Below are 22274 nucleotides of genomic sequence, written 5' to 3' on the forward strand. Positions count from 1 at the left end.
ATGTGAAGAAGAGCGATGACCGGCTCCGGCTCGTGAACGCGAACTTTGAGCACTTTGGTGGCCCTGAGCCGGAGCCGGGCGTCCTGCCGGAGACCTTCCACAAGGTGAACCGCGAGGTGTTCGTCCCGCTGGAGATGGACCTGCTCGCCATGACCGAGCTGACGCACGCACAGACCCGGCCGGGTGCCAGTCCCGAGGAAGTGGAAGCGGCCGACAGGAGGTTCAAGACCCAGCAGTCCATCCTCGGGATGGAAGGCTTCCGTGCGGAGATGGGCGTCGGCAACAACCCGACGGGTTGCTTCGTACGCCGTGGTCCTTTCCTTTTCGGACCGGACGCCCAGCGCACCGTCCTGGGACACAACACCCCGCCGACCGTCCTGACCCTCCGCGTGCCCGGGGCGCCGACACCGATCCACGTCGGCGTCGGCCACTATTCGTTCAACTCGCCTCCCGACCGGCACCGCGAGGCATTCGGCTTCACCCGGCTCGTGGACAAGGTGAAAATCGACCGCAGGCCGCCGGCCGAGGAGGAAGAGCCCGCCTCCGCACCGGACGAGTCCTCTGATCCGGGCTGGTCCGCGTGCTGGCTTCTCTCAGACACGAACGAACTCCCGGAAGCAGAGGGTGAGTTGGTTCCGCATCCCGACTGGCCCTCTGTCACCGACGACACGCACCGAGCGCACCGCGCCGAGCTACTGCCGGATGGCACCTGGCGCAGCTACACGAACGTGGACAAGATCATGCACATCGTCCGCATGTACGACGCGGCCCGCTGGGCGGCTCACCACGGGCAGCTGGAGGCGCTGGCCCCGACGGCCGGCCGGGCCCGGCCGGACCAGGGCGGCCCCTGCCGGATCGACAACACCCGCCTGGATGCCTTCTCCATCCAGGCGGTGGAAGAGGTACACGTCTTCCCCATGGACGGACTCAGCGATCACGACCTCGTGGTGGTCGACCTGTCGAAGCGCAAGTTGGTCGAGACCCTCCTGCGGCGCACGGTCGAGCCGCTGCCCGGATGGCGCCAACAGCCCCTCCTGCCGAGGGTGATCACCCCGTCCCGTGCCGAAATGACGAGCGCACTGACCTAGGGCGCCCCCGCAGCGTAAGGACTCTGCCGGCCGCGAGCGCATCGTCCGGCGCGCAGTACCCGCGTGCCAGACGCCCGATCGTCTCAGGCGACTCACTGCCGTGCATGCCCCTCGGATGCGAACGACGGCACCGAACGGGCGACATCGTCCTGTGACCGTCTGTCCTGGCCCCTACCCGCACCCCGCCTGTCCGACGAGAGAGCAACCTCGTGAAGACCTACCCCGACCAGCCCTTCCCCGGCCCCTCTCCGAAGGAAGTAGCGCTGTTCTCGCCGGCCGCCGACTACGCGCACTACCGGCCCGGTCTGCCGGACAAGGTGGTCCGCCTGCCGGCCGGCACTCTCGGGAGGCGTCCCGCTCCCACGCTCCCGGATGTGGGCACCAGCAGCCGGAACGTCTCCCTCGCTCTCCTGGGTGCCGTGCCCGGCCTCGCACCCATCGAGGCCGTCGAAGTCAGTCGGCCGATGCACGACCAGGCCCGCGCCGTCTTCACCTCGGCGCTCGGGCACGGCACGTTCACCCTCGTCCACTCGACAGCTGACGTGTCCGCCCCGCTGCCCGGAGAAGCCGTGCCGACCCCGGACTTGGCCACGGGCTGCCCGTCGTACCCCTGGATGAGCGGTCCGCACGTCCCGGCGATGGCGGACCGGGGCGCTGCCCCCGACGCCACGACGGCGACCATGGGCGACGTAAGCCCGTGGACATACCAGGCGGGCCGGACCCGACCATTGGGCAAGCCGGTCCAGCGCTGCCTGGGCCCCCGCCGCCGGGAAGTCGACCAGGACGACTTCCCCGAACCTCGCCGCTCGTTCGAGGAATCCCTCGCCGCATCCGCGTGGAACGACACCACCCACCGCCGCTTCCCTGTGCCCCCTATCCGGACGCCGGCAGGCGTGCTCGGCTTCCTGCGGACGACATCCTTCGCGGGCCCGGACCTCTTCGCAGAGCGTCACTCCGCCCTGGAAGCCGACGCCCGGGCACTGCTGGATGCTCGTGCGGGTAAAGGACCGCTGGTGGAGGACGCAGTGTTCACGTTCCAGCCCGCCCGGCGTCCCGGCGGTGCGTCATGAGCGCAACGGATCTCAAGCCCGTGCCCGCGCAGGGCAAGGAACTCACGCCCGACCGGGTCGCCGCCGCGATCCGCGGCTGTACCGAGGACGGCACGTACCCGGTGCACTTCGCCGAAAGCGGCTTGCCCGGCACTCCCCCGGACGAGACCGACTGGACACCACCGTTGGGAAGGAGGCAGGCCAACCTGTTGACAGCCGCGCTGCGGGGCCTACCGCTTCTGGGACGCACCCACGACCCCGACGTCGTGACCACCGACGACGCCATGACAGCGCTCCGATCCCTTCCCCACAGCACCGACGCGGTGGAGGCGGGCCGGGCCAACCGTATGCGCCCCCGTCTGCTGACTGCGGTAATCGGCCCCGCCGCTCGACGCACCGGCTACGTCTACGGTCTGCCCCACCACGGTGTCGAGCCCCTGCTGCAGGCCGTGACAAGGGCGGCTCAGGCCCCGCTCGTCCTGCGCATCGTCTACGGCGCCAGCACCACCATCCCGCTGCGGGCCCTCAGCTACATCCTGCCGGCCATCCAGATGGCGGCCCGCCTCACGGCGGTCGGTTGCCGCACTCCCTATATCCAGGTGGTCCTGGCCTCCTCCCTGGGCTGCCAGATCAACTCCCTCGCCCAAGACGACGTCGCCGAGGAGACCGCTGTCCTCGCACGATCTCTCGACCAGGTCCTCTCGGTCCTGGCCCCCGGCCGCTACGGAATCTGCCGCACGCCATCCGACACCTCCGATGTCCTCGGCGCGCTCCACCAGCTGATAGCCGGCCTGACATCCACCCAGCAAGCCCGCGTCATCGAGCGGCTCGCCGGCAAGGGCGGTGCCACCACCGACGAACAGACCCTCCTGTACGCGGCCTCACACGTCCTGGTGCACGACCGCGAGTCCATTGCGCTCGCCCTGGACCGGGGAACTCCCGTGCCGCAGAACGCTGTCGTCATCGACATCGGCGGTCTGCAAGAGCGCCACTTCTACGACGCACGACGCCTGTTTTCACCGCTGACGCAGTCGGCAAGCCCCGGTGCGCTGGTCCTTTCACGGCACTCGGTGCCGCCGTACACCATGGCGCGCGGCGGGGACATCGCCCTGCGTGACTTCCTCAGCACCGGCCAGACCCCGTGCCTGTACAACGAGGTGGCACCCGCCGTCCGGCACGACCTGAGACTGCTGTCGAATCTGCTGCCCTTGGAGATTCTGCTGCCACCGGCGACGGCACGACCGGGAGAGCTGCTATGACCGTCGCACCGTCGAGGTCCGCCCCGCGGACATCCGGCGGGGCCCATCTGACCGCGCCCCCGCTGATCACAGGTGACACGGGCGCCGGTTCGGACGATCCGAAGATCTACGGACCCTCTGCACAACCGTCCCGTTCTCCCGCGGCATCGCGGTGGGCAGGCTCGTCGACCACCGTCTCGCTGCCGCCTCGGCCACCAACCGCGAGGTACGAGCCCCCACCGAGACGGAGACCCACTTCCGTGTCGGACTGTCCGGAATGTCAGCACGCCATCGACGCTATCCGCCACGGGCGCCTCTCCACCGCACTCGGCTGGACCTGACCCATGTTCCTTTCCCCGCCCCGTCTCAGAAGGTTCACCACCATGCCCGAGCCCGCACCGCCCGCGTCCCTCACTGGTACAGCCATGGACGACGGCATCGCCGTGGCTGCCCGGGCGGCGATGGTCGCCCGTCTGGGCGAGGCCGGCGACCTCGCCCCCGGCCCGGTGGCAGAGGCGTTGCTGGCGCTGCCGCGACAGGTGTTGATGCCGCAGGCGTACGTACGGCGCAGCGCCCCGGACCAGACGCCGCCGTGCTGGCAGCTGCTGGACTGGTCGGTGCCCCAGGACCGGGAGGAGCTACTGCGCGTCCTGCACAGCGGGGACAGCGTCGCCGTCCAGCACGACGGCGAACCCCTCCTCGGGCGAGCGCGCGGGGTGCGCTCGGGCGGGGCGATGACGTCGATGTCCAGCGTGATGGGGATGACCGCCCAACTGCTGCAGGAGCTGGATCTGCGGCCCGGCCAGCGGGTGCTGGACGTCGGGACCGGCGCCGCGGTAACCGCTGCTGTGGCCTGCCGGATCAGCGGCGACGCGGGCGTGGCCACGATCGACCGCGACGGCCATGTCACCGCAGCCGCCGCCAAGCGCTTGGCCGAGCTCAGCTACCGGCCCGCCGTGGTGACGGGGGACGGCGAGGCGGGGTGGCCGCAGCGAGCCCCGTACGACCGGGTGTTCGTCTCCTTCGCCATGCCCCGCATGCCGCCCGCGCTGGCCGAGCAGCTCGCGCCGCACGGACGACTGCTGGCGACCGTCAGCAGCGGCACGCCGTCGTGGCCGGGACTCGCCATGATCACCAAGACTGCCCGGGGGCGCGTCCAGGGCGTCTTGCGGGCGGTCGAGTTCGGGCACCGCTCTGGCTGGGGCTCACGCCGTCTCGTCCTATCCGCGGCGTTCCGCGAGCGGATGGCCACACATGAGGGAGTGACCGCGGACGGCCGCCGCCCGCCGCCGCCCGACACGGCCCGGGGATTCTGGCTGGCCCTGGGCCACCTGCGGCCCGGCCTCGTGCGCAACTTCGGCGCCGCCCGCATGGAGATCGGCGCCCCCGAGGACGACTCCTGGATCCGCGTCAGCCCGGACGGCGAAGGTACCTGCACGGTCACCGAGTTCGGACCACGCGCCATCTGGCCCGAGATCGAGGAGATCGCGGCCCGGTGGCGGGCGGCCGGCGAACCCGCCACCTACCGGATCGAGTTCGACCCGGACCGCAGCCAGCGAGCCGTCGCCGGAGACGGCCACTCCAGTCTGTCCTGGACGTTGTGGGACGAGGGTCCGCTGCCGGGCGGGGAGGCGCGGTGAACCAGACCGCCGATCATCCCGCTGCCACCCCGAGTCCGGACCCGGACGAGGAGGATCTGTCGGCCCGGGACAGGGGCGAGGCGTACGCGCGGTTCCGGCCGGGTGCGCCCGAGGAGGTCGCGTGGCTGCTGGCCGACGCCATGACGGGTATGCCCGCCGTGACGCTGCTGGCCCTCGGCGCGGGCAGCGGACAGGTCGCCACCGCTCGCCTGCCGGCACTTGAGCGTCCAGTGCACGTAGATCTGGTCGGCCCGAGCCGGTTCATGCTCCGCGAAGCCGCCGCCACAAGCACCACATCGACCTCACCGCCCATCGCCCCCGGTGCCGACGACGGAGCAGTCCACACCAGCAAGGCCGCACTGGCCGGATCGGAACATCACATGCCCCGGAGCGGCCTCGGCCTCACGCGGATCCGTACCGGGAAGGAGGGGCGATGAGAAGGTTCATGGGACCCCAGCGGCTGTGGGGAAGTGAGGGCGCGCCGGACGAGGACTGGGCCAGGCCGCACGTGCTGTGGCTCCCGCAGCACGAACCGCAGGTCATCAGCTACTTCGCCCGTCTCCGTGAAATTGTCGAACAGTATCCGGACGTGATCACGCCGATCGCGGACGAGGACCTGCACATGACGGTCCAGAAAGTGAACGCGCACAACAGCGACGGCATCCGTGTGGACGACGGCCAGCTCGCCCACGCGGCGATCACCCTCCAGCGCGAGCTCGACGCGCTGGCTCCCTTCGCCATTGACATCGGCCCGGCCCGCGCGTCCGGGTCGGCCGGGATCGTCGAGATCTGGCCCGAGAGCGGCCCGGCCGAACTCAACCGGCGCGTCCGTGCCGGACTGCTCGCCGCGGGCCTGACGCTTCCCCCGCCAGAAGAACACTTCTGGCCGCACATGTCCTGCGGCTACGGCAACCCTCGGGAATTGCATCAGATGGGCGCGTTCGCCCTGGTTGCCTGATCAGCAAGCTCCTCCGACCTTACCCCTAGACACCACGGAACACCCTCCTCACCTGCACGCCTTGTGGGTCGATCCCTTCTGATGCATGATTAGCGCGTCGGAAGGGATCGCACATGATGCGTCAGCCGAGTGTGGAGTTGGCCGGATCGGCCAACCTGGAACTCGTCTCCGGCGTGGTCCACCTCCGGCCGGAGGACGCCACGTGGGAGGCCATGCTGCGCGGCTGGCAGGCGCAGCAGCAGGCCCGCAACCTGAAGAGGGGTACGTACGAGCCGCGGGAGAAGCAGGTTCGCGCCTTCCACTCGCACACGAACGAGTACCCGTGGCTGTGGACCCCGGCGCACATGGACGAGTGGTCGGCCACACTGACCACCGAGAAACACCTGGCGCCCTCGACGGTGCGTGGCTACCAGGGGACCTTGCGGCTCTTCTCCGAGTACGTCATCGACCCTCGCTACGGCTGGGCGCCGGTGTGCGAGAGGGAGTTCGGGACGTATCCCGTGGCAATCTGTCACGAGTGGAACACCATCCCGCACCTCCAGGACTACGAGGGCGACCCGGAGGCCCGGCCGTTCACGCGGGAGGAACTCCAGCGGTTCCTCGACTACGCGGACGACCAGGTGGAGCGGGCAATTCGCAGCAGGCGCAAGGGCGCCCTCGCCGCGTATCGGGACGCCACCCTGTTCAAGGTCATCTACGGGTGGGGCCTACGCCGGACCGAGACATCGAAGCTGGACCTGGTCGACTTCGGCAAGAACCCCAAGGCACGCCAGTTCGGGAAGTACGGCACACTCAACGTCCGCTACGGCAAGGCCAAAAAGGGCCAGCCCCCGCGTCGGCGGAACGTCTTGACGGTGATGGACTGGGCGGCCGAAGCGGCCCAGGACTACATCGAGAACGTCCGGCCACAGTTCGGCTTCCCGGACCACCCGGCCCTATGGGTCACCGAACGCGGGGGCCGGCTGCGGCCCGGCTCGATCAATGATCGGTTCGAGGAGTACCGCGACGCCCTCAAGCTGCCGAAGGCGCTCACGCCCCATTCCCTGCGGCATTCCTACGTCACGCATCTGACCGAGGACGGGGTTGACCGGCGGTTCATTCAGCAGCAGGTCGGCCACGAGTGCGACAGCTCCCTGGCCATCTACACCCACGTCAGCGACGACTTCATGAACACTTCTCTGAAGAATGCACTGGCTCCGGCGTTCGCCGGAGTGTGACGAGGAGAAGAGGGACGACGCGATGACCGCCAAGCTCGACTACCAGTGGCACCTGCGCAAGGTCATGGCCGAGCGCGGGATGTTCTCTACGACCGACCTGATGCCACTCCTGGAGGAGCGTGGGATCACGCTCTCGTCGAGCCAGGTATACCGGCTGGTCGTCGAGCGGCCGGAGCGTCTCAGCCTGAAGATCCTCATGGCCCTGCTCGACATCTTGGACTGCCGCATGGACGACCTCATCGAGCCGATCAGGGCAGCGGAAGCCGGCGCCCGTCCGAAGAAGGCGGCAGCGGGCGGCAGTTCGGCTGAACCGCCGCCGCCAGGGCTGGGCAGCCTGCGGCCCAAGCGTGCCAGGATCACCGGAGGGGATACGTGACCGCAGTCGCCTCGCACGATCAAGGTGCGCAAGTACGACCCGAACCGCTCGACGAGCTCGTCGACATCCTGTGCCGGGTGGAGACCTCGCTCGCTCGCGCCGTCATCCGCGCGGTGACAGCCAGCGTCGTCCAGCAGCGCGCTCGGCAACGACGGCTCGCCGACGAGCTGGCAAAGGCCCCCGACGTGCTGAGCACCGGGAAGTCGCCCGCACCCATCATCGTCGGCAAACTGCTGCTCGCCCTGAAACAGGCCGGGGCCCAGCAACTCGCCGCACCGGTCTGTCGGCAGTGCGGGCGCCAGCTCCGCACTCCTACCTACGCCAGACGCGATTGGGGATGTCATGGCTGCGTGGGTACCCCGAGCACGCGGGCGTCCTGCGCCAAGTGCGGCCAGGAGCAGGAGGTACGCGGTCGCGATCTTCTGGGACGCCCATACTGCAGCCGCTGCTACGTCGCGGACGACGTGACGGCGCCGCTGGTCGAGATCGTAGCCGGGATCGACGCGTCCCTCACACCCGAAGCGGTCGCCGGTGCGCTGGAACGTGCCGACAAACGTGCCTCTGGACGTCGCCAGATCACCGCCGCCGTCGTCGAACGTCCCGAGCTGCTCACCGGCGCGGGTGCTTCGGCGCCGGTTCCGGGAGTCCTGCGCTTCATCGAGGAGCTGCACGCGGTCGGCGCCCAGGCCGTTGTGGTTCCGCCGTGCCCCGGCTGCGGGCGGCACAAGCTGTTGAGGCAGCCCCTTGGCGCGGTACGCGTGTGCAGCTACTGCGCCGCGAAGGCACGGAGTTCCATCTGCTCGCGCTGTGAGAAGACGAAGCCGGTCAACCACCGCGACGAGAATGGTGAGGTTCTGTGCGAGCCGTGCTGGTCCGGCGATCCGCGGAACCGGCAGGTCTGCGTCGGGTGCGGCAACCTGCGCCGCGTGTACGGACGCACCGACGCCGGCCCTGTCTGCCTGCAGTGCCGTCCCCGGCCCGAGCGCACGTGCTCCATCTGCGGACGCACGGGGCGGGGAACCATCTCCCGGGCAACCGGAGAACCGCTGTGTGACCTGTGTAAAGGCCATTGGATCGTCTGCTCGGGATGCGGCGAGAGCGGGATCGTTCGCGGCGGGACGCTCCAGGAGCCGCTGTGCGCCCGCTGCGTCAACCCCGACCCCGACTTCTGGAAACGGTGCCGGGTGTGCAGCACCACCTGGCAGCTGACCACCGCGCCCTGCACCCGGTGCAGTCTCGACGCCCGCCTGCGCCAGGTCTTCACGGCCGCCGACGGCGCCACGGCCTCCGAGCTGGACCGCCTTCGCGAACGACTCGTCCAGGTCGACCACCCGAACTACGCGATCACCTGGCTGCGGAAGACGAACGTCCAGTCGACCATCACCGCGCTGGTGCGCGAGCACCCGAAGATCACCCACGCCGCACTCGACGCCATGCCACCGAGCAAGACGCTCGATCACTTCCGCTCCATGCTGATCTCCGTCGGCGCCCTGGAGTTTCGCGACGAAGGCTTGATGCGGCTCGAACGGGAAGTGAACGAGACGATCACCCGATACGCCCCGGGCGAGCACCAGCGGGCCCTGCGCGGCTTCATCGACTGGCACCTCCTGCGGCGGCTGCGCGGACGGCTGAAGGACAAGCCCGCCAGCGTTCAGCAGCTCCGCAACGTCAAGAGCCACCTGGTGTCGGCCGATGCCTTTCTGCGCTGGCTGGAAGGCCGCGGCAAGACGCTGAGCGGATGCGCGCAGGCTGACGTCGAGAGGTACCTGAACACCAAGCCCTCGTACCCGAGGCAGTGCTCCGGATTCGTCCGATGGGCCGTACGGCGGCGCTATGCCCCAACCGAGATCAAAGCACCCGCAACTCGGTGGACGGGTCCGGCTGGCCCGCATGATCAGGACGCACGCTGGGCGGTGGCCCGCGTCCTCCTGCACGACGAGACGCTCCCGACGGCGGACCGCGTCGCCGGACTCCTCGTGCTGCTGTATGCCCAGACGACCAGCAGCATCCACCGCCTGACCACCGATCGCGTCACCCAGGACGGCGACCACGTCCTGCTCCGCCTCGGCGACCGGCCCATCCAGTTGCCGGCACCCCTGGACGCTCTCATGCAGGAACTCGTCGCGTCCCGGGGCACCGACACCCTGATTCGGCACGAGAGCGACTGGCTCTTCCCCGGCCGCAGTGTGGGCCAGCCCATCCACGAGAGCCGGCTGCATCGACGGTTGAATGCGATCGGTGTCAAGCCGGGTCGGAGCCGCAGCACCGCGTTGTTCGCCCTCGCCGAGCAGGTGCCCGCCGGCCTCCTGTCCAAGATGCTCGGGGTACATATCAGCGTGGCCGTCGCCTGGCAGCGCGCGAGCGGCGGTGACTGGATGGGATACGCCGCTGACGTCGCCGCCCGGTCCGCCATCCGTGCCGGCTCCCGGACGACGGACGCCCCGAGTGCTTAGCCGAGCTGGACCTCTTCGACGACGTCCCAGGTGTAGTAGCCCCGGTCAGGGTGCTGGTATTGGTTGACGAGGTGGACGCGGTCGATCGTGATGTTCACTCGTGGGGGCCGTAGCGCCCGCAGTGCCCGGTTCAGGTCCCTGCTGGAGAAGTCCGCACGGGCATAAGTCAAGGATGCGTGAGCCCAGAATCTGGCCTCCTTTCCTCGCAGAGAGATGCCTGGCACCTTCTCGGCCGCAGTCCGGACCCGATCGTTGAGTGCGGCCATCCCATGCTCCGGGTAGACCGCGACCGTCACGGCGGTGATGCCGGGCCACACCGGTCCGAGCTGGACCTGGAACGGCTGCATACCGGCGAGTTCTTCGCGCAGGGCGCCACAGAGCTGAGCCAACTGTTCGGCGTCGAGGGCGTGGTGGATGCCCTGGACCGTGGAGTGCAGCCACTCCTCGGGGATCACGCCGAGCTGGTCGCCGTACTCGGTGAGCAGCTTGTGGTGGGCACGGGCGTACTCGCGGAACTGCGGGTACTCGCTGAGCAGGACGAGGACGTGAGGGTAGGGGCCTCCGCCCTGCCAGATCTTGCTGGGGACGAAGAAGTTCTCCAACGCCGTGCTCCTGCCGTCTCGGGGATGCCGTTCTGGACGGTAGCGGCCGGGCCCATGACCCGCGGATAGTTCACGAAACATCCGGGACCGGAACGGCAGGCGGTCATTCGCTGTTGAGTCAGGCTCCGGAGGCGCCGTCCAAGGGACCGGTCTGGTCCAGCTGCCGCCGCCTCGCGATCTACCGATCGACAGAGCCACTTTTCTCGGTCCGCGTAGTTCAGCAAATCTCTGCCCTGCTGGAGGCTGCGGCACTAGAGTAGCTATCGGGATATATGCCTCACGGGGGGATCTCGGGTGCCTGACATTGATGTATTCGTCGCGCAAGCGCTGCCGGCAATCAGCGCCGCCGTTAGCGCGTACGGGGTGGGAGTGCTCACTCGGGCCGAGGGCCAGGCTATGGATGCGACCGTTCAGTGGGGACGTCAATTGCTGACGCGGCTGTTCAATCGCAGCGGGGACCGCCAGGCCCGAGTGGAAGCGGCGGTGGCAGACCTGGCCGAGACAGGTGGTGATCCGGACAGTCTCGCAGCGCTGCGCCTGCAATTGCGACAGGTATTGGCCCAGGACCCGCAACTGATGGCGGAACTCGTCCAAATGATGCCGCCGCCTACCAGCCACACCCGCAGCGTGGATGTCGGCGGAAACTACGGCATCGTGTCCACCGGCGACGGCGCGACGAACATCCAGCATCGATGAACCACGAACTTGAGCCGGACAAGCCGATGCCGCAGGTTCCGTTACCCGCAGCACCCGAGCACCCGCCTGTCGTCTACGGAGACAATCACGGCATCATCAGCACGGGCAACTGGGCCACGAACATCATTCTCGGCACCAGCGGCTTCGAGCAGACACCCAGCCTGCGCCAACTGCCCTTGCACGAGGCACCTGAGATGGCGTCCGAGCCAGTCCGCCTGTTTGGGCGGGACGCCATCGTCGATCAAGTGTGCGGGCAGATGTTGGATGGCAACAGTGTGCAGTTGTACGGCCGTGCGGGCGTGGGGAAGAAGGCGATCTCCGACGCCGTCCGATCCCGGCTCGCGGCCGAGCGCCGTCGCGGGCATCTGCTGTTGCCAGCCATGGGAGAAACCGCGAGTCTACAGGCGGTCTATCGGAGCCTGGCAGGGCTCTTCTTCCAGCGGCATTTCCTGCGTGATATCAAGGAGTCGGAGCTGCGCGAGGCGGTCTCCCGCGTCCAGGACGTGTTTATCGCGATCTACGACTGCGCCCTCAGCCGGGAAGACGTCACCCACCTGCTGCGAACCTTCGAAGGATGCACGTTCCTCCTCACCTCTCCCTACCGGACGCTGCCTGACTCAGCGGCCGTCCATCACATCCAGCCACTGACACGCCAGGCGGCGGTCGAACTGTTCAGCGCTGAACTGGGACTGGAATTAGGCCCTGTGGGCCTACGGGAACTGCAATTCGACCACGCGTTGGAAAAGACGGAGGGCAGCCCGCAACGGCTGAAGCAGTACGCGGAGTTCATCAAGGGCTCGGACGACTGGCATGAACGCGCTGCAGCCGTGCCGCTCGAAGCGCACGCGGAACTGGAAGACTCCCCGGGACACGGGCCGCCACCCACCGACGCCCTGCGAGTCCACCCGCTTTACCAGGCCGAGAGTCTGGCGATACGGCTCGGGGAACCTGCGCGGCAGCTGCTGGTCTCCCTTGCCACATTCGACGTGCCGCTCAGGTCCGACTGGTTCGGCCCGCTGACCGGCATCTCGCAGGCCACTGCGGCAGGACGGGAACTCCACGACCGACGATTGGTGACCCGTCGCGGCAAATACATCGCGGTGACGGAAGATGCTGCGACCGCCGTGCGTTCCCTTGGCTGGCCGCCAGCTGATTCGGCTACCGCAGCCGAGGGTGTGCTGTCCGCGCTCGCAACGCCTTCTGGCGCGGTGGATCCGGATACTGACCTGCTCCTGTCCCTCGCCCGAGCGCTGGACAAGGACCGCCACTGGGCGTTAGCTGCCCGGTTCGACAGAACCGTGCTCCCGATTGCCCTGCGCGTCGGCCGCAAGCAGACCGCGCTGGAACTGTCCGTCCTGGGCCGCAGAGCAGCTGTGAAGGGTGACCTGACCACCGAGGTCCAGTATTGGGTGCGTACAGGCGAACCTCTCCAGACCGTTCTCACTGGCGACCAGCGGGCGGCAACCGCGGCGCTACTCGTCGGTGGTCTGCTCCTCGACCAGCGAACCACCCGACTGGTGACCGTGCCAGGAGCGCGCAGCACAGGCACACACAACATGAGGCGTCTGCTGAACGCCGGGCGCGGTGCCAAGACTGTGGCGGCCGTCGCCGTCGTGACCAGCGTCCTGGTCGGCGCCGGCTTCGGTATCAACGCCCTGACTTCGGGAGACCCACAACCGCAAGTCACACGCTCCCAACCGACTGCAACTTCTGCGACTCTCCCCACCGTACGGTTTCCTCGACTGAACGGTTCTCAGCTCACCGCATTTCTGTTGCCGCCATCGATGTTCACGGCCGGAACAACCGCTGGTGACCCAGATGAATCCCCGTCGGACTTTCATGGCGTGAGCGTAGGAAGCCTCGCTTTCAAAGACTACATTTGTACCCCGAACCTCCAGCTTTTTTCGTGGAATACCAATTCCTACGCCTCTCGCACAGGCGAAAACATTGAAGGCAACACCTACTTCTCACAGGAAGTGAGCATGTACGTGGACGACGCGACCGCCTCGTCCTATTTCTCTAAGATTCCCGATCAGATCGCCCAATGCGCCGCCGAATCCTTCAGCGAGCTCCAAGTTCCGAACGTCAAGCAGACAAAGATCGCCGGCCACCTCGCCTACGTCGTACCTCATCCCTATCATTCCGAAGCACGCGCAGTGATTGTCCTGTACGGATCCTTCATCCTGTCCAGCCATGTAGGCGCAGTCCGCGACGATGGCCCCGTCCTCGGAGACCCGACACCAGAACGTGTCGCTGCAGCACTCGTCTCAAGCGTCGCCTCCTCTGCCAGATGAGTGAGCCTTCAGCGGTGCCACTGATTGGGTGACGAGGTAGGCGTCCGCAACGGACAGGGCTCCCGCGCCATTGAGGGAGGTGTTCGACGCCTCCTGCTCCCCTCACGGCCCGTCGCCGATTTGGAGCCCGCCGAGCGGGCCGCGCTCGACCAGGGGGTGACCGTACGGCGAGGACAGGGCTACACCTCCGTGTCACGGCCGTGCCAGCGGTCCACCGTCAACTCCTTGCCCAATGCCAGCCGCTTGACGGCGACCCGGGCCTCCCCGCAGTCCCGGCGCAGCGCAAGGCCAGGCGCAAGTACGAGAACCGGGTCAGCACACTCGTGCCACCAGGATCATGATTCTTCTCAGCGGCAACGGCTATACCGATGTCGACTGAGGCCGTCTCCCAACGCACCACAGTACGTAGTGCAGGGCACGGGCCTTGGCCGACTTCTCCACCCGCGCTCAACGACAAACGACATCACGACTCACCGGCAGAGCCAATTCCCAGCGCCCGCTGTGCCCGGCTGCCCGCTCCGGACGCGACGGGCACCCCGATGACCAGGAGGGTAGAGGGGATTTGCCCGCAGTGCCCGCTCTCTCGGACAACACCCGCCCCCACCCGGCACGGTCGTCCTGCCCGGCCACGAGGGCCAGGCGATCACAGGGGAGGTCACACATCATGGACAAGACCGCGTTCATCACCCGCAGGCTCGCCCGCGCCGCGCTCTTCAGCCTGGTCCGCGGCATCGCGTGGGCGGTCGGATCCGGCCTCGCGGGGGCCATCGCGTGGTGGGTGCACACCTTGTAGCCATCCACGAGGCCCGGGTGCTGGCCCCGATTTACGGGGCCAGCACCCGGCCCACCAGCACTTTCTGCCCAGCGAGTGAAGCAGCCTCGCACTACGCCGGGATGAACCATGATGAAATGACATATATCAGGTCAGTTTGCGGACGGCCGTTGGATGCCGCCCTCACGGACTCCGGCTCCTGGGGTCTGCCCGTCGCCGGGACCGTCCTCACGACCGACGGCGTCCTGCTGGGACGAGGAAGAGCCGTCGAGGAGGGCTTGGAGCAGTAGGCCGTGGTGGAAGACGTATACGGGGCCGACTTGGCGCAGCACACCACGGCATGCTGCGTCATCGAGGAAGTCGACCACCGGCCAGGGCAGTCGGCCGGTCAGAGCGAAGTACGGTCGCGTCACGAAGCAGAACCTGCCGTAGGCGGTCGACAGGACAGCGGTTGCCACGCGCACCGGGGCGGCGACGGCGACAACCATCAGTGCCCACGGTGTGTAGTGGAAGGCTGCCATGGCAACCCCTCCGAGACCGAGTGCGGTCGAGACGAGCGCGATGGCCGAGGCCAGGAGCAGGCTGTGTCGTGCTGCCGCGAGTGTTGCCGGCGTGCTTGGTACCGCGTCGAGCTCAAGCGGGCCTTCGAGGAACCGCCGCAGCATGTAGGTGCTGGCGATGGCCAAGCCAAGCCCCCATGAGATTGCTATGGCCAGCACCAGTACGTCTCGTTGCCCCGTGACAGTCGCGGTGGCCTTCACGAAAACCAGGGACGACTTGGCGATGAGCAAGACCAGCACAGACTCCATGAGGACCTTCAGGGTCCGGCCGCGGAACCGCAGGCGGACGTACACCGGCGCGGGCAGGGTTTTATCCCGGAGACCCTGGACTGCGCAGATCGCAGCACCCGCGGCGACAGCGGGGAGGCTCCAGAGCAGCACGTTTGTGCCGGAGCCGCCGGTCCAGGAGTACGCGCCCTGCGCGAGTGCCGCTGCGACCAGCCCGGCGATCAGGTAGAACGTGCCGATGGCCAGCGCGCGGAAGCCGCGCGGGACGGTGGCGTACAGCCGCCACCACGCGAGGATGCCGCCCGACCGTTCGTCTGCAGCAAGCTTGGCAAGAGCCCGGACGTACCGGAGCGTTGTCTCGCGATCTTCCTCGTCCTTGGTGTGCCACTCCCGTGAACTGCGGCGACGCTTCCTCTGCGGCTCGCGCAGCTCTTCGGAGTAGACGGCGGGAATGAACTCATTGAGGAGATTGCGCTCCACTGCGGCGCAGCCGCCGTCAGCGGCCACATCCAGCAGTTCGGAGGGGTTGGCACGGTAGACCTCGCGTGCGAGCGTGATCATGAGCGGGGTGCGCAGAGCCTCACGGACTGCGGTCGCGGCCGGACTCTGGCTGTCGGGCGGCTCGACGACAGGCGTCCAGTCGGCGGGACTCGATTGCGGTAAGTACCGCGCGAGTTCACGGCTGTCGATTTCGCCGAGGGTGATCTCCGTGGCGCCGGGCACGGGCCCAGCGGCCTCCACGGCCGCGGTGTAGCCCTCTGCCGTGCTCGTCACGATCACGGGCCCGTCGCTGGGCAACTGCCTGATGGCAGCAGCTCGTAGTTGCGCGGGCAGTTCGTCAAGTCCGTCGAGGACCGGCAGGATCCGATCGTGATTCACCAGCTCACGGGCCAGGGTGATGTGCCCGTTCCTCTGCTCCCGCAGCTGAGGGTATTGCGGGTATCGCTCGGCGAGTGAGTCGGCCAGCCATTGACGCCAGCCGGTGGTCGGCTCACTCCAGGTGCGCAGTGCAAACACCACCGGAACCGGGGCGCCAGCGGTGTGGTTGTCGATCAGCTCCCGAGCCAGGCGCAGGGCCAGGACGGATTTGCCGCTGCCGGGCTCACCGAGGATGACGAGCCGTCCAGCTGGCGTACGACGGTACATCCCACGGACGTCGTCCTTGGGTGCGGCTTGCCCGCACACGGGAAGAGGGTATGGGCGATATACCTGCAGCCCGTCCAGTTCATCGCGCAGTTCGCTACGGACGAGCCCAGCCAGGTCCCTGATGACCTGATCGAATGGATCCGTCACGATTCCGGTGGAGGCTGATGCCCGAGCCCGATTGGAATGAGCACCGGCGCGACGGGGCTGAGCCTCCTCCAGCAGGCTCTTCCACCTGTTTCTGGTGTCCTTGGTGAAGGGTTCCTTGGACCACTTGCACCACACCTCGACCACAGCCAACAGCTGGGCTTCGCTCCCGAGGCTTGGTGTCGTCGCCTTGCTCCGGTCGTCATCGAGCCACTCACCGATGCGCTTGCTCAACGACCTGTCGCCCCCGACCTGCAGAAGCTTGGGATGCCGCTCCTTGAGCTGCCGGACGGCCTCGCCCGGCGAATGCGGGAGCGCCTCCTTGGCACGGGCGGATTTCGCCCTTCCTGCCAGCGTGCGTAGTTCTTCGTACAGGGCACGGGCTCCCGCAGAATTCTCCATCAGCTCCCCCTGTTTCCCGGTGCCCGCTGTGCCCGGCTGCCCGCTCCGGGCGCGGCGGGCACCCCGATGACCAGGAGGGTAGAGGGAGCTTGCCCGCAGTGCCCGCCCTTTCGGACAACCTCCGCCCGCACCCGGCACGGTCGTCCTGCCCGGCCACGAGGGCCAGGCGATCACCCAGGAGGGGAACACATGGACAAGCCCATGCCCATCACCCGCAGGCTCGCCCGCGCCGCGCTCTTCAGTCTCGTCAACGGAGCCGCCTGGGGAGCGGGTTCGGAATGCGTGACATGCCTTGTGTGGTGGGTGCAGAACCGGTAGCCACACTGGGGCGGACGGGCCCAGATTCGCTCCGGGCCCGTCCCCGAGCCCGCTACGTTCTTACTCATGGGTCTTGCCGCGCAGTACTTCGACAAACGCGATTCCAGCCGCCGCCTGGACGGCACCTCCGCCGAGGCTCTGTCGGAGTGAGTGAGAGCCGGCGGCGCTGACCGGCTGGCCTCGCACGAGTGGCCGCTGACGCCCGGCGAAGACGTCTTCTTCCACGGGCAGCTGATCAGCACCTCCCGCACACCGGCGGAACCTCGATGGCGGGCTAGGACTTTCCCGGGCCGAAGCGTGCCTGACCCCGTTCACGCTCGACATCGGTGACCTGACTGCGGTACTCGACATCCTGACCGACCAAACCTGGTGGATAGAGTCATCAAACCGGAGGCCGTACTGCCGGTGCTATTCGGAGAGTTCGAATACCCGGCTGCACCATTAAACCCTCCACGGCGTCAGGAGTCAGTGGATTCGACTGAATCCTGTTTCGTCAACCTGTCCCGCAAGTTCCTCGCAGCAGGCTTCATCTTGTTGTTCCAGAATGGCTTAACATGAGGAGCGACGAGAAGAGCCCCTACTACGACTCCGCCGATTACCAACCCTTTCCAACTGGGCTGAGAGAAATCGTCATCGCCACTACCGCCGTAGTCCACGAAAGGCTCGCGCTCGCGAGCGTCCTCCTCTTCAACGGTAGAGTCTCCTGAGCCAAAGCCTCCAGGGTTGGCCTCCATGTCAGCCTTAAGCGCCGCCCCTGTCCCGTCGCTCCAGGTGCGAGTCTCCCAGCTTGGGTTGTATTGGGCGGAACCGCCTTTGCCGCGAGAGTGATACTGCTCCTCTGCGTACTGCTGCCCCTTCTCGGTGAGCCCATAAGCGCCGGGTTTTCCGTCCAGGTAGCCGTACTCCTTGAGAAGCTCGTTCATTTGGCGAACCGTTAGGCTAAATTCCCGTCCCAGCACTCGCGCCGATTTTCCCATGAGTTGGTGTCCTATCCGGTGAGCAGTAGCCTGCGTGAGGATTGCATCTGCCGGAACCTAGTCTTCGTGGGCGAAGTCCAAGAACCGTTGGTGGGGCGTGCGCCGCTCGTCCCACCTCGTCGTGATCCCTTCTGGCCGATTGCGATGCTTGGTGTGGGTCAGCACAAGATGGTGCTTCGCGCGGGATACCGCGACGAAGAACTCGGAGATCGCTGCGGTGGGGTTGCCCCAGAAGAGCTCTTCCTCGACCCCGAGGACCACGACCTTCTCGAACTCCAGACCCTTGCACTTGTGAATGGTCAGGAAGCGGACAGCGTCCGCCTCAGACAGACGCCGGAGCGCTTGGACCGGGTCCCCGTCCAAGCTGAGTTCCCCACTGAAGGCGTCCAGTGCATGTTCGATCACGTCATCGAGCCAGGTGCCCTGCTGGTATCCGGCTGACAGTGCGGTCAGCACTGGCCGCGACACGAGATTCAGGAACTCGTGGACGAGGGTCCTCCACGCGATGGAATCTTCTGCCTGGAACCCTGGGCCGCGTACGCCCGCTCGGGCGTTGCCGACCATCCTCTTCAACCGGCTATCGAAGCGTGTCGCCTCGTCCTCGGGCGCACTCGGACGAGCGGCGGCCCTCATGAGATCGGCGTACGCCTCGGGTTGCCTGTCGTCGGCAATCACACGGATGAAGTTGAATACGAGCGCCGCTGCTGGCTCCGCGGTCAGGTCCTGACTGTCTTGTTCGTTACGGAAGGCGATGCCGCAGCGCGCGAGTGCGCTACCGAGCGCCGCCGCGACCAGATGCGGCTGCCGGCGTACGAGGACGGCGATCTCGCTCGGTGGCATTCCCTCGCGGAGCCAGCCGTCGATGAGTTCCGCCAGGGCCTTCGCTTCGTCGTGTTCGGTGTCGAAGCCGAGCACCTCGATGACACCGTCGTCGCCCATCAGCTCCCTGTCGGGGCTGACCGCCGCAGGGTCCATCCGAGCGATCATCCGGTTCTGCATCCTCCGCAGCCGGGGTGCGGAGCGGAAGTTCTGGTAGAGGGGGAGCGGCCGGGCCGAGAAGTCGTTGGCGAAGGTGCGCATGACCCCGTCGAGGGCGCCTGCCCAGGCCATGATGCGCTGTTTGGTGTCGCCGACCGCGGTCAGGACAGCCGGCGTACGACTGAATGCCGCCTTGATCAGCCGGTACTGCTGCTCGGTGCAGTCCTGGACCTCGTCGAGGAAGACATGGCTATATGTCTGGCGGATGCCTCCTCGGGCGTAGGCGTTGGTCTCGATGATCTCCAGCGCCAGGGGCACGAGGTCTTTGAAGGTGATTTGCTCGCCCTGGATCCGGTCGTTGGGATCGATCCGGTAGTCCGGGTTCAGGGCGTTGGATCCGGTCAGCGCTGGCCGGTAATTGTCGATCACGCGCTTGGCGAAGGCGTGAAAGGTGAAGCTGTCGAACCGGGACGCGAACCGCGAACCAGAACGTCGACGAACTCGCTCCCGCAAGTTGCGCGCCGCGTCGACCTTGAACGAGACCGCCAGAATTCTGCGCGGGTAGGGGCACTGTCCGGTGCGCAGCAGGAAGTCTGCCCGTTGGGCGAGTAGCTCGGTCTTCCCGGCTCCGGGTCCAGCGGCGACGACCACGTTCTCGTCCGCCATGGTGACGGCTGACATCGCGTTCGGTTCGAGGACGAGGCCGTCGACCGGGTGCCATTGGCCGGGGTGGATCATTCCGGAAGCTCCGCCAGGTTCGTGCGGACGTACTCGACCAGTCTGGTGAGCACCTCGGGAAGGTCTTCCAGCAACTGCTGGTCGTTCAGGTCAGCGAGAGCGGCCAGGTGTGCAGCAGGCTTGCTACCTAGGTCGAACTTTGCGTGGTAGTCATCGAAGAGCGTGCGGACATCCTCGGGGAGGCGTTCCTCGTGCACGTGACTCTTGCCGAGCACAGCCACAACGGCCTTCTGGTCCGGCTCGGTCGGCTCGCCCTGCTCGGCAGGACTGACGCCGTAAGCGTCGGGATACGCCGCCAGCAACATGAGGTCGAGATCGACCGGATGGGAGAAGAAGACCCCACGGCGCTCCAGGTCTTCGACAGGGCCGTGGCCATCCTTGAAGCCGGGGTCCACAAGCTTTGGGAAGTCGCAGTCGTCGTTCCACTTGGGGACTTTGCTGAATTGCTCGTCGGAGTAGGTCTTCGGGCGGACTGCGTTGATCTGCTGCAAGGCGTTCCGCACACGCCCCCAACCGCCGTGGTAGCGGCCGGCGTCGAGGTCGAGCAGTGTCGCGTGCGGAATCTGCAGTTCGTTGAGAAGACGCCAGAAGTGGTTGACGTGCCGGCCGCCCAGGGGGACCACCGATACGGATGCATCGTCCACGGTGATGCCGACTGCCGCCAGGACACGGGGCAGGACGACCTGTTCGCTGTCCCCCTCCCCGAGTACGACGAGCCGCGAGAAGTACAGCTCGGGGTATGCCTGCACCGCTTCCCGCACATACTTGGCGGCCAATTCTTCGTCCTCAGGCAGGACGATGCGGTGGACGGTCGTCTCCCGGGCGGTGTTCAGTCGCAGGAAGCGGATTGCATGGGGGTCGACACGGCGCAGGAGGGTGGGCGCATGCGTGGCGATAAGGGACTGTACATCGCCGTGTGCACAGGCATCGTGCAGTTGGCGGATGATCCGGCCGAGGTACTGCGGCGCGAGGCTGTTCTCGGGCTCCTCAAGCGCAATGACGGTGTGCACGGGCGGGCGCAGGCGGTCCGCGTCGAGCGAGGTCTCCTCGCCGGTGAGGACTCGCCGGGCCAGGGACTGCCATGCAAGCACAAGCGAGATGTAGAGCAGGGACTTCTGTCCGTCGCTCAGCCGTTCGTAGGGAAGGGGTGCACCGTCGTGCGTGGGCGAGAAGGTCACGGTGAGCAGCCGCAGTACGCCCTCCAGTTCGCCTCGGCCGAAGGCGATCGAGGGATCCTTGAAGTAGGCGCCGCGGTGGAGACTGTGCCATTCCTCGGTCAGCCGAAGGCCAAGGCTTGCCACGGTGGTGTTCGCGACGAGCGATGCGGTGATCTGAGCAGCGAGGCCGCTCAGGGTCTCGCGTTCCGTCGTCCAGTCGGCTGCTCGAAGAGCGCGACCGATGAGCGACGCCGTCGTGAACGAGAGATGGTCGGCGGGGTCCCGACGGGCCGGAAGGTAATGCACCTCAATGTGCCCACGGTCATACCGCGACATGTCGGCATGGCGCATGGGTTCCCCCGCCGCATCTGCCTCCAGCACGTACTCGATCTTCTCGTCGATGACACCGTCCGGGGCCAGCGACGCTGTCAGCCGGACACGGATCCTCGGGACACCGTCTGCGCTGTCGATCGCCATGTGCGAGAAGCTCGGCGGCACCGACGCATGCTGCCCGTCGGCTCCTGCTTCCGGGAACTCGATGTCCACCTCCAGCCACAGCGTCGGCTCCCCTGCCTGCAATTCGCCTGTGGATTGGTCAACGCGTACGTGGAAGTCCTCGACGCGGATCTTGCGCTGAACTTCCAGCGGACTGAACAGCCGCGACAGCGCCTCAAGGAGGGTGGTCTTACCTGAGCCGTTCGGACCGAGTACGTACGTCAGATCATTTAGATCAATTGCCGTCGGATTCGCGCCGAAGGACTGGAAGTTGCTCAGCCGCAACGTCGTGATCTTCACTCGCGCTCCCCGCACTCGCTGCATCGACCCAGCCGTAGGGTATCGGCGATCGCACTCAGCGTCCGCTGACTTTGCGCAGGCAGCATGCGGTGGCATCGTGCCGTGTCTAGGAAACACACCCACCCCGCCGAACCCTCAGCCATCCAACGCACCTCGTCGGGACCGGACAAGATCGGCTCGATGTGGTCCGAGCTATTCGGGGGCTTCCGATACCCGACTGCACCATTAGCCCAGGACAGCGCCACCGCGCAACTGGCCGAACGCTCGGACCGGTTCGCCTCCCAGATCGGCCGGGGCATCAGGCCCGCGATCCGTACCCACGCCACCGTGACGAGCGTGTGGCTCGTGTGGGAGCGCCAGGACCCGAGCCGCGACGCCTACACCTTCACCCGCCTCCACGAACTGCATCTGGGCGCTGCCGCCGCGCCCAACTAGCGCCGCGACGACA

General features: G+C 67.2%; 20 protein-coding genes. 15 read left to right on the forward strand and 5 right to left on the reverse strand.

Annotated features, from left to right (window positions below; all coding sequences use genetic code 11):
• Nucleotides 1-2: 2 nt before the first annotated feature.
• From OG241_RS06390 to OG241_RS06430, 9 genes are all read left to right on the forward strand, one after another.
• Nucleotides 3-1088, forward strand: a complete 1086-nt coding sequence (locus OG241_RS06390) for a hypothetical protein (protein WP_405814191.1) — start codon at nucleotides 3-5, stop codon at nucleotides 1086-1088.
• Between the two features lie 209 nt (nucleotides 1089-1297).
• Nucleotides 1298-2158: a methyltransferase gene (locus OG241_RS06395; protein ID WP_405814192.1), complete on the forward strand. Its 861-nt coding sequence runs from the start codon at nucleotides 1298-1300 to the stop codon at nucleotides 2156-2158.
• Entirely contained in the window at nucleotides 2155-3396 is a 1242-nt protein-coding gene (locus OG241_RS06400) for a hypothetical protein (protein ID WP_405814193.1), read from the forward strand. Before OG241_RS06395 ends, OG241_RS06400 begins: the two co-directional genes overlap by 4 nt.
• A 362-nt stretch (nucleotides 3397-3758) precedes the next feature.
• Nucleotides 3759-5015, forward strand: coding sequence for a protein-L-isoaspartate O-methyltransferase family protein (locus OG241_RS06405; RefSeq protein WP_405814194.1), 1257 nt, complete (start codon nucleotides 3759-3761; stop codon nucleotides 5013-5015).
• Complete coding sequence (locus OG241_RS06410; RefSeq protein ID WP_405814195.1) at nucleotides 5012-5452, forward strand: hypothetical protein; 441 nt, start codon at nucleotides 5012-5014, stop codon at nucleotides 5450-5452. The genes OG241_RS06405 and OG241_RS06410 overlap by 4 nt, the downstream gene beginning before the upstream one ends.
• On the forward strand, nucleotides 5449-5973 hold the full coding sequence (locus OG241_RS06415) for a hypothetical protein (RefSeq protein ID WP_405814197.1): 525 nt from the start codon (nucleotides 5449-5451) through the stop codon (nucleotides 5971-5973). The genes OG241_RS06410 and OG241_RS06415 overlap by 4 nt, the downstream gene beginning before the upstream one ends.
• 116 nt (nucleotides 5974-6089) lie before the next feature.
• Nucleotides 6090-7190, forward strand: coding sequence for a tyrosine-type recombinase/integrase (locus OG241_RS06420; RefSeq protein WP_405826076.1), 1101 nt, complete (start codon nucleotides 6090-6092; stop codon nucleotides 7188-7190).
• A gap of 22 nt (nucleotides 7191-7212) precedes the next feature.
• A complete protein-coding gene (locus OG241_RS06425; RefSeq protein ID WP_405814198.1) occupies nucleotides 7213-7566 on the forward strand; it encodes a helix-turn-helix domain-containing protein in 354 nt (117 codons plus the stop codon).
• The gene (locus tag OG241_RS06430) at nucleotides 7563-10019 is read left to right on the forward strand and encodes a site-specific integrase (RefSeq protein ID WP_405814199.1); all 2457 of its coding nucleotides are present in this window, start codon (nucleotides 7563-7565) and stop codon (nucleotides 10017-10019) included. The genes OG241_RS06425 and OG241_RS06430 overlap by 4 nt, the downstream gene beginning before the upstream one ends.
• Here the strand turns inward: OG241_RS06430 and OG241_RS06435 are convergent.
• Entirely contained in the window at nucleotides 10016-10621 is a 606-nt protein-coding gene (locus OG241_RS06435; protein WP_405814201.1) for a 2'-5' RNA ligase family protein, read from the reverse strand. The two genes, OG241_RS06430 and OG241_RS06435, sit on opposite strands and share 4 nt — an antisense overlap.
• Before the next feature lie 294 nt (nucleotides 10622-10915).
• On the opposite strand from OG241_RS06435, the gene OG241_RS06440 reads away from it, so the two are divergent.
• The 3 genes from OG241_RS06440 to OG241_RS06450 all read left to right on the forward strand — a co-directional run bounded on the left by OG241_RS06440 (nucleotide 10916) and on the right by OG241_RS06450 (nucleotide 14404).
• The gene (locus tag OG241_RS06440) at nucleotides 10916-11317 is read left to right on the forward strand and encodes a hypothetical protein (protein ID WP_405814202.1); all 402 of its coding nucleotides are present in this window, start codon (nucleotides 10916-10918) and stop codon (nucleotides 11315-11317) included.
• Nucleotides 11314-13611 (forward strand): hypothetical protein, encoded by a 2298-nt coding sequence (locus tag OG241_RS06445; RefSeq protein ID WP_405814203.1) that lies wholly within the window; start codon nucleotides 11314-11316, stop codon nucleotides 13609-13611. The genes OG241_RS06440 and OG241_RS06445 overlap by 4 nt, the downstream gene beginning before the upstream one ends.
• A gap of 664 nt (nucleotides 13612-14275) precedes the next feature.
• Nucleotides 14276-14404 carry a hypothetical protein gene (locus OG241_RS06450; protein WP_405814204.1) on the forward strand — a complete coding sequence of 43 codons (129 nt, stop codon included), beginning with the start codon at nucleotides 14276-14278 and terminating at the stop codon, nucleotides 14402-14404.
• A gap of 131 nt (nucleotides 14405-14535) precedes the next feature.
• Here the strand turns inward: OG241_RS06450 and OG241_RS06455 are convergent, their stop codons facing one another.
• Entirely contained in the window at nucleotides 14536-16356 is a 1821-nt protein-coding gene (locus OG241_RS06455) for an NACHT domain-containing protein (RefSeq protein WP_405814205.1), read from the reverse strand.
• A gap of 696 nt (nucleotides 16357-17052) precedes the next feature.
• Here OG241_RS06455 and OG241_RS06460 point away from each other — a divergent pair.
• Nucleotides 17053-17181 (forward strand): hypothetical protein, encoded by a 129-nt coding sequence (locus OG241_RS06460; RefSeq protein ID WP_405814206.1) that lies wholly within the window; start codon nucleotides 17053-17055, stop codon nucleotides 17179-17181.
• Nucleotides 17182-17205: 24 nt separating this feature from the next.
• The gene (locus OG241_RS06465) at nucleotides 17206-17331 is read left to right on the forward strand and encodes a PEP-CTERM sorting domain-containing protein (RefSeq protein WP_405826078.1); all 126 of its coding nucleotides are present in this window, start codon (nucleotides 17206-17208) and stop codon (nucleotides 17329-17331) included.
• A gap of 308 nt (nucleotides 17332-17639) precedes the next feature.
• Here OG241_RS06465 and OG241_RS06470 read toward each other — a convergent pair whose 3' ends face one another.
• The 3 genes from OG241_RS06470 to OG241_RS06480 all read right to left on the reverse strand — a co-directional run bounded on the left by OG241_RS06470 (nucleotide 17640) and on the right by OG241_RS06480 (nucleotide 21826).
• A complete protein-coding gene (locus OG241_RS06470) occupies nucleotides 17640-18104 on the reverse strand; it encodes a hypothetical protein (RefSeq protein WP_405814208.1) in 465 nt (154 codons plus the stop codon).
• A 111-nt stretch (nucleotides 18105-18215) separates the two neighbouring features.
• Entirely contained in the window at nucleotides 18216-19874 is a 1659-nt protein-coding gene (locus tag OG241_RS06475) for a UvrD-helicase domain-containing protein (protein ID WP_405814209.1), read from the reverse strand.
• Nucleotides 19871-21826, reverse strand: coding sequence for an ATP-dependent nuclease (locus OG241_RS06480; RefSeq protein WP_405814210.1), 1956 nt, complete (start codon nucleotides 21824-21826; stop codon nucleotides 19871-19873). Before OG241_RS06480 ends, OG241_RS06475 begins: the two co-directional genes overlap by 4 nt.
• A 102-nt stretch (nucleotides 21827-21928) precedes the next feature.
• Here OG241_RS06480 and OG241_RS06485 point away from each other — a divergent pair, with 102 nt between their 5' ends.
• Complete coding sequence (locus OG241_RS06485) at nucleotides 21929-22261, forward strand: hypothetical protein (RefSeq protein WP_405814211.1); 333 nt, start codon at nucleotides 21929-21931, stop codon at nucleotides 22259-22261.
• The last annotated feature ends 13 nt before the right edge of the window (nucleotides 22262-22274 follow it).

This window comes from Streptomyces sp. NBC_01390, assembly GCF_045040105.1.
GTDB lineage: Bacteria > Actinomycetota > Actinomycetes > Streptomycetales > Streptomycetaceae > Streptomyces.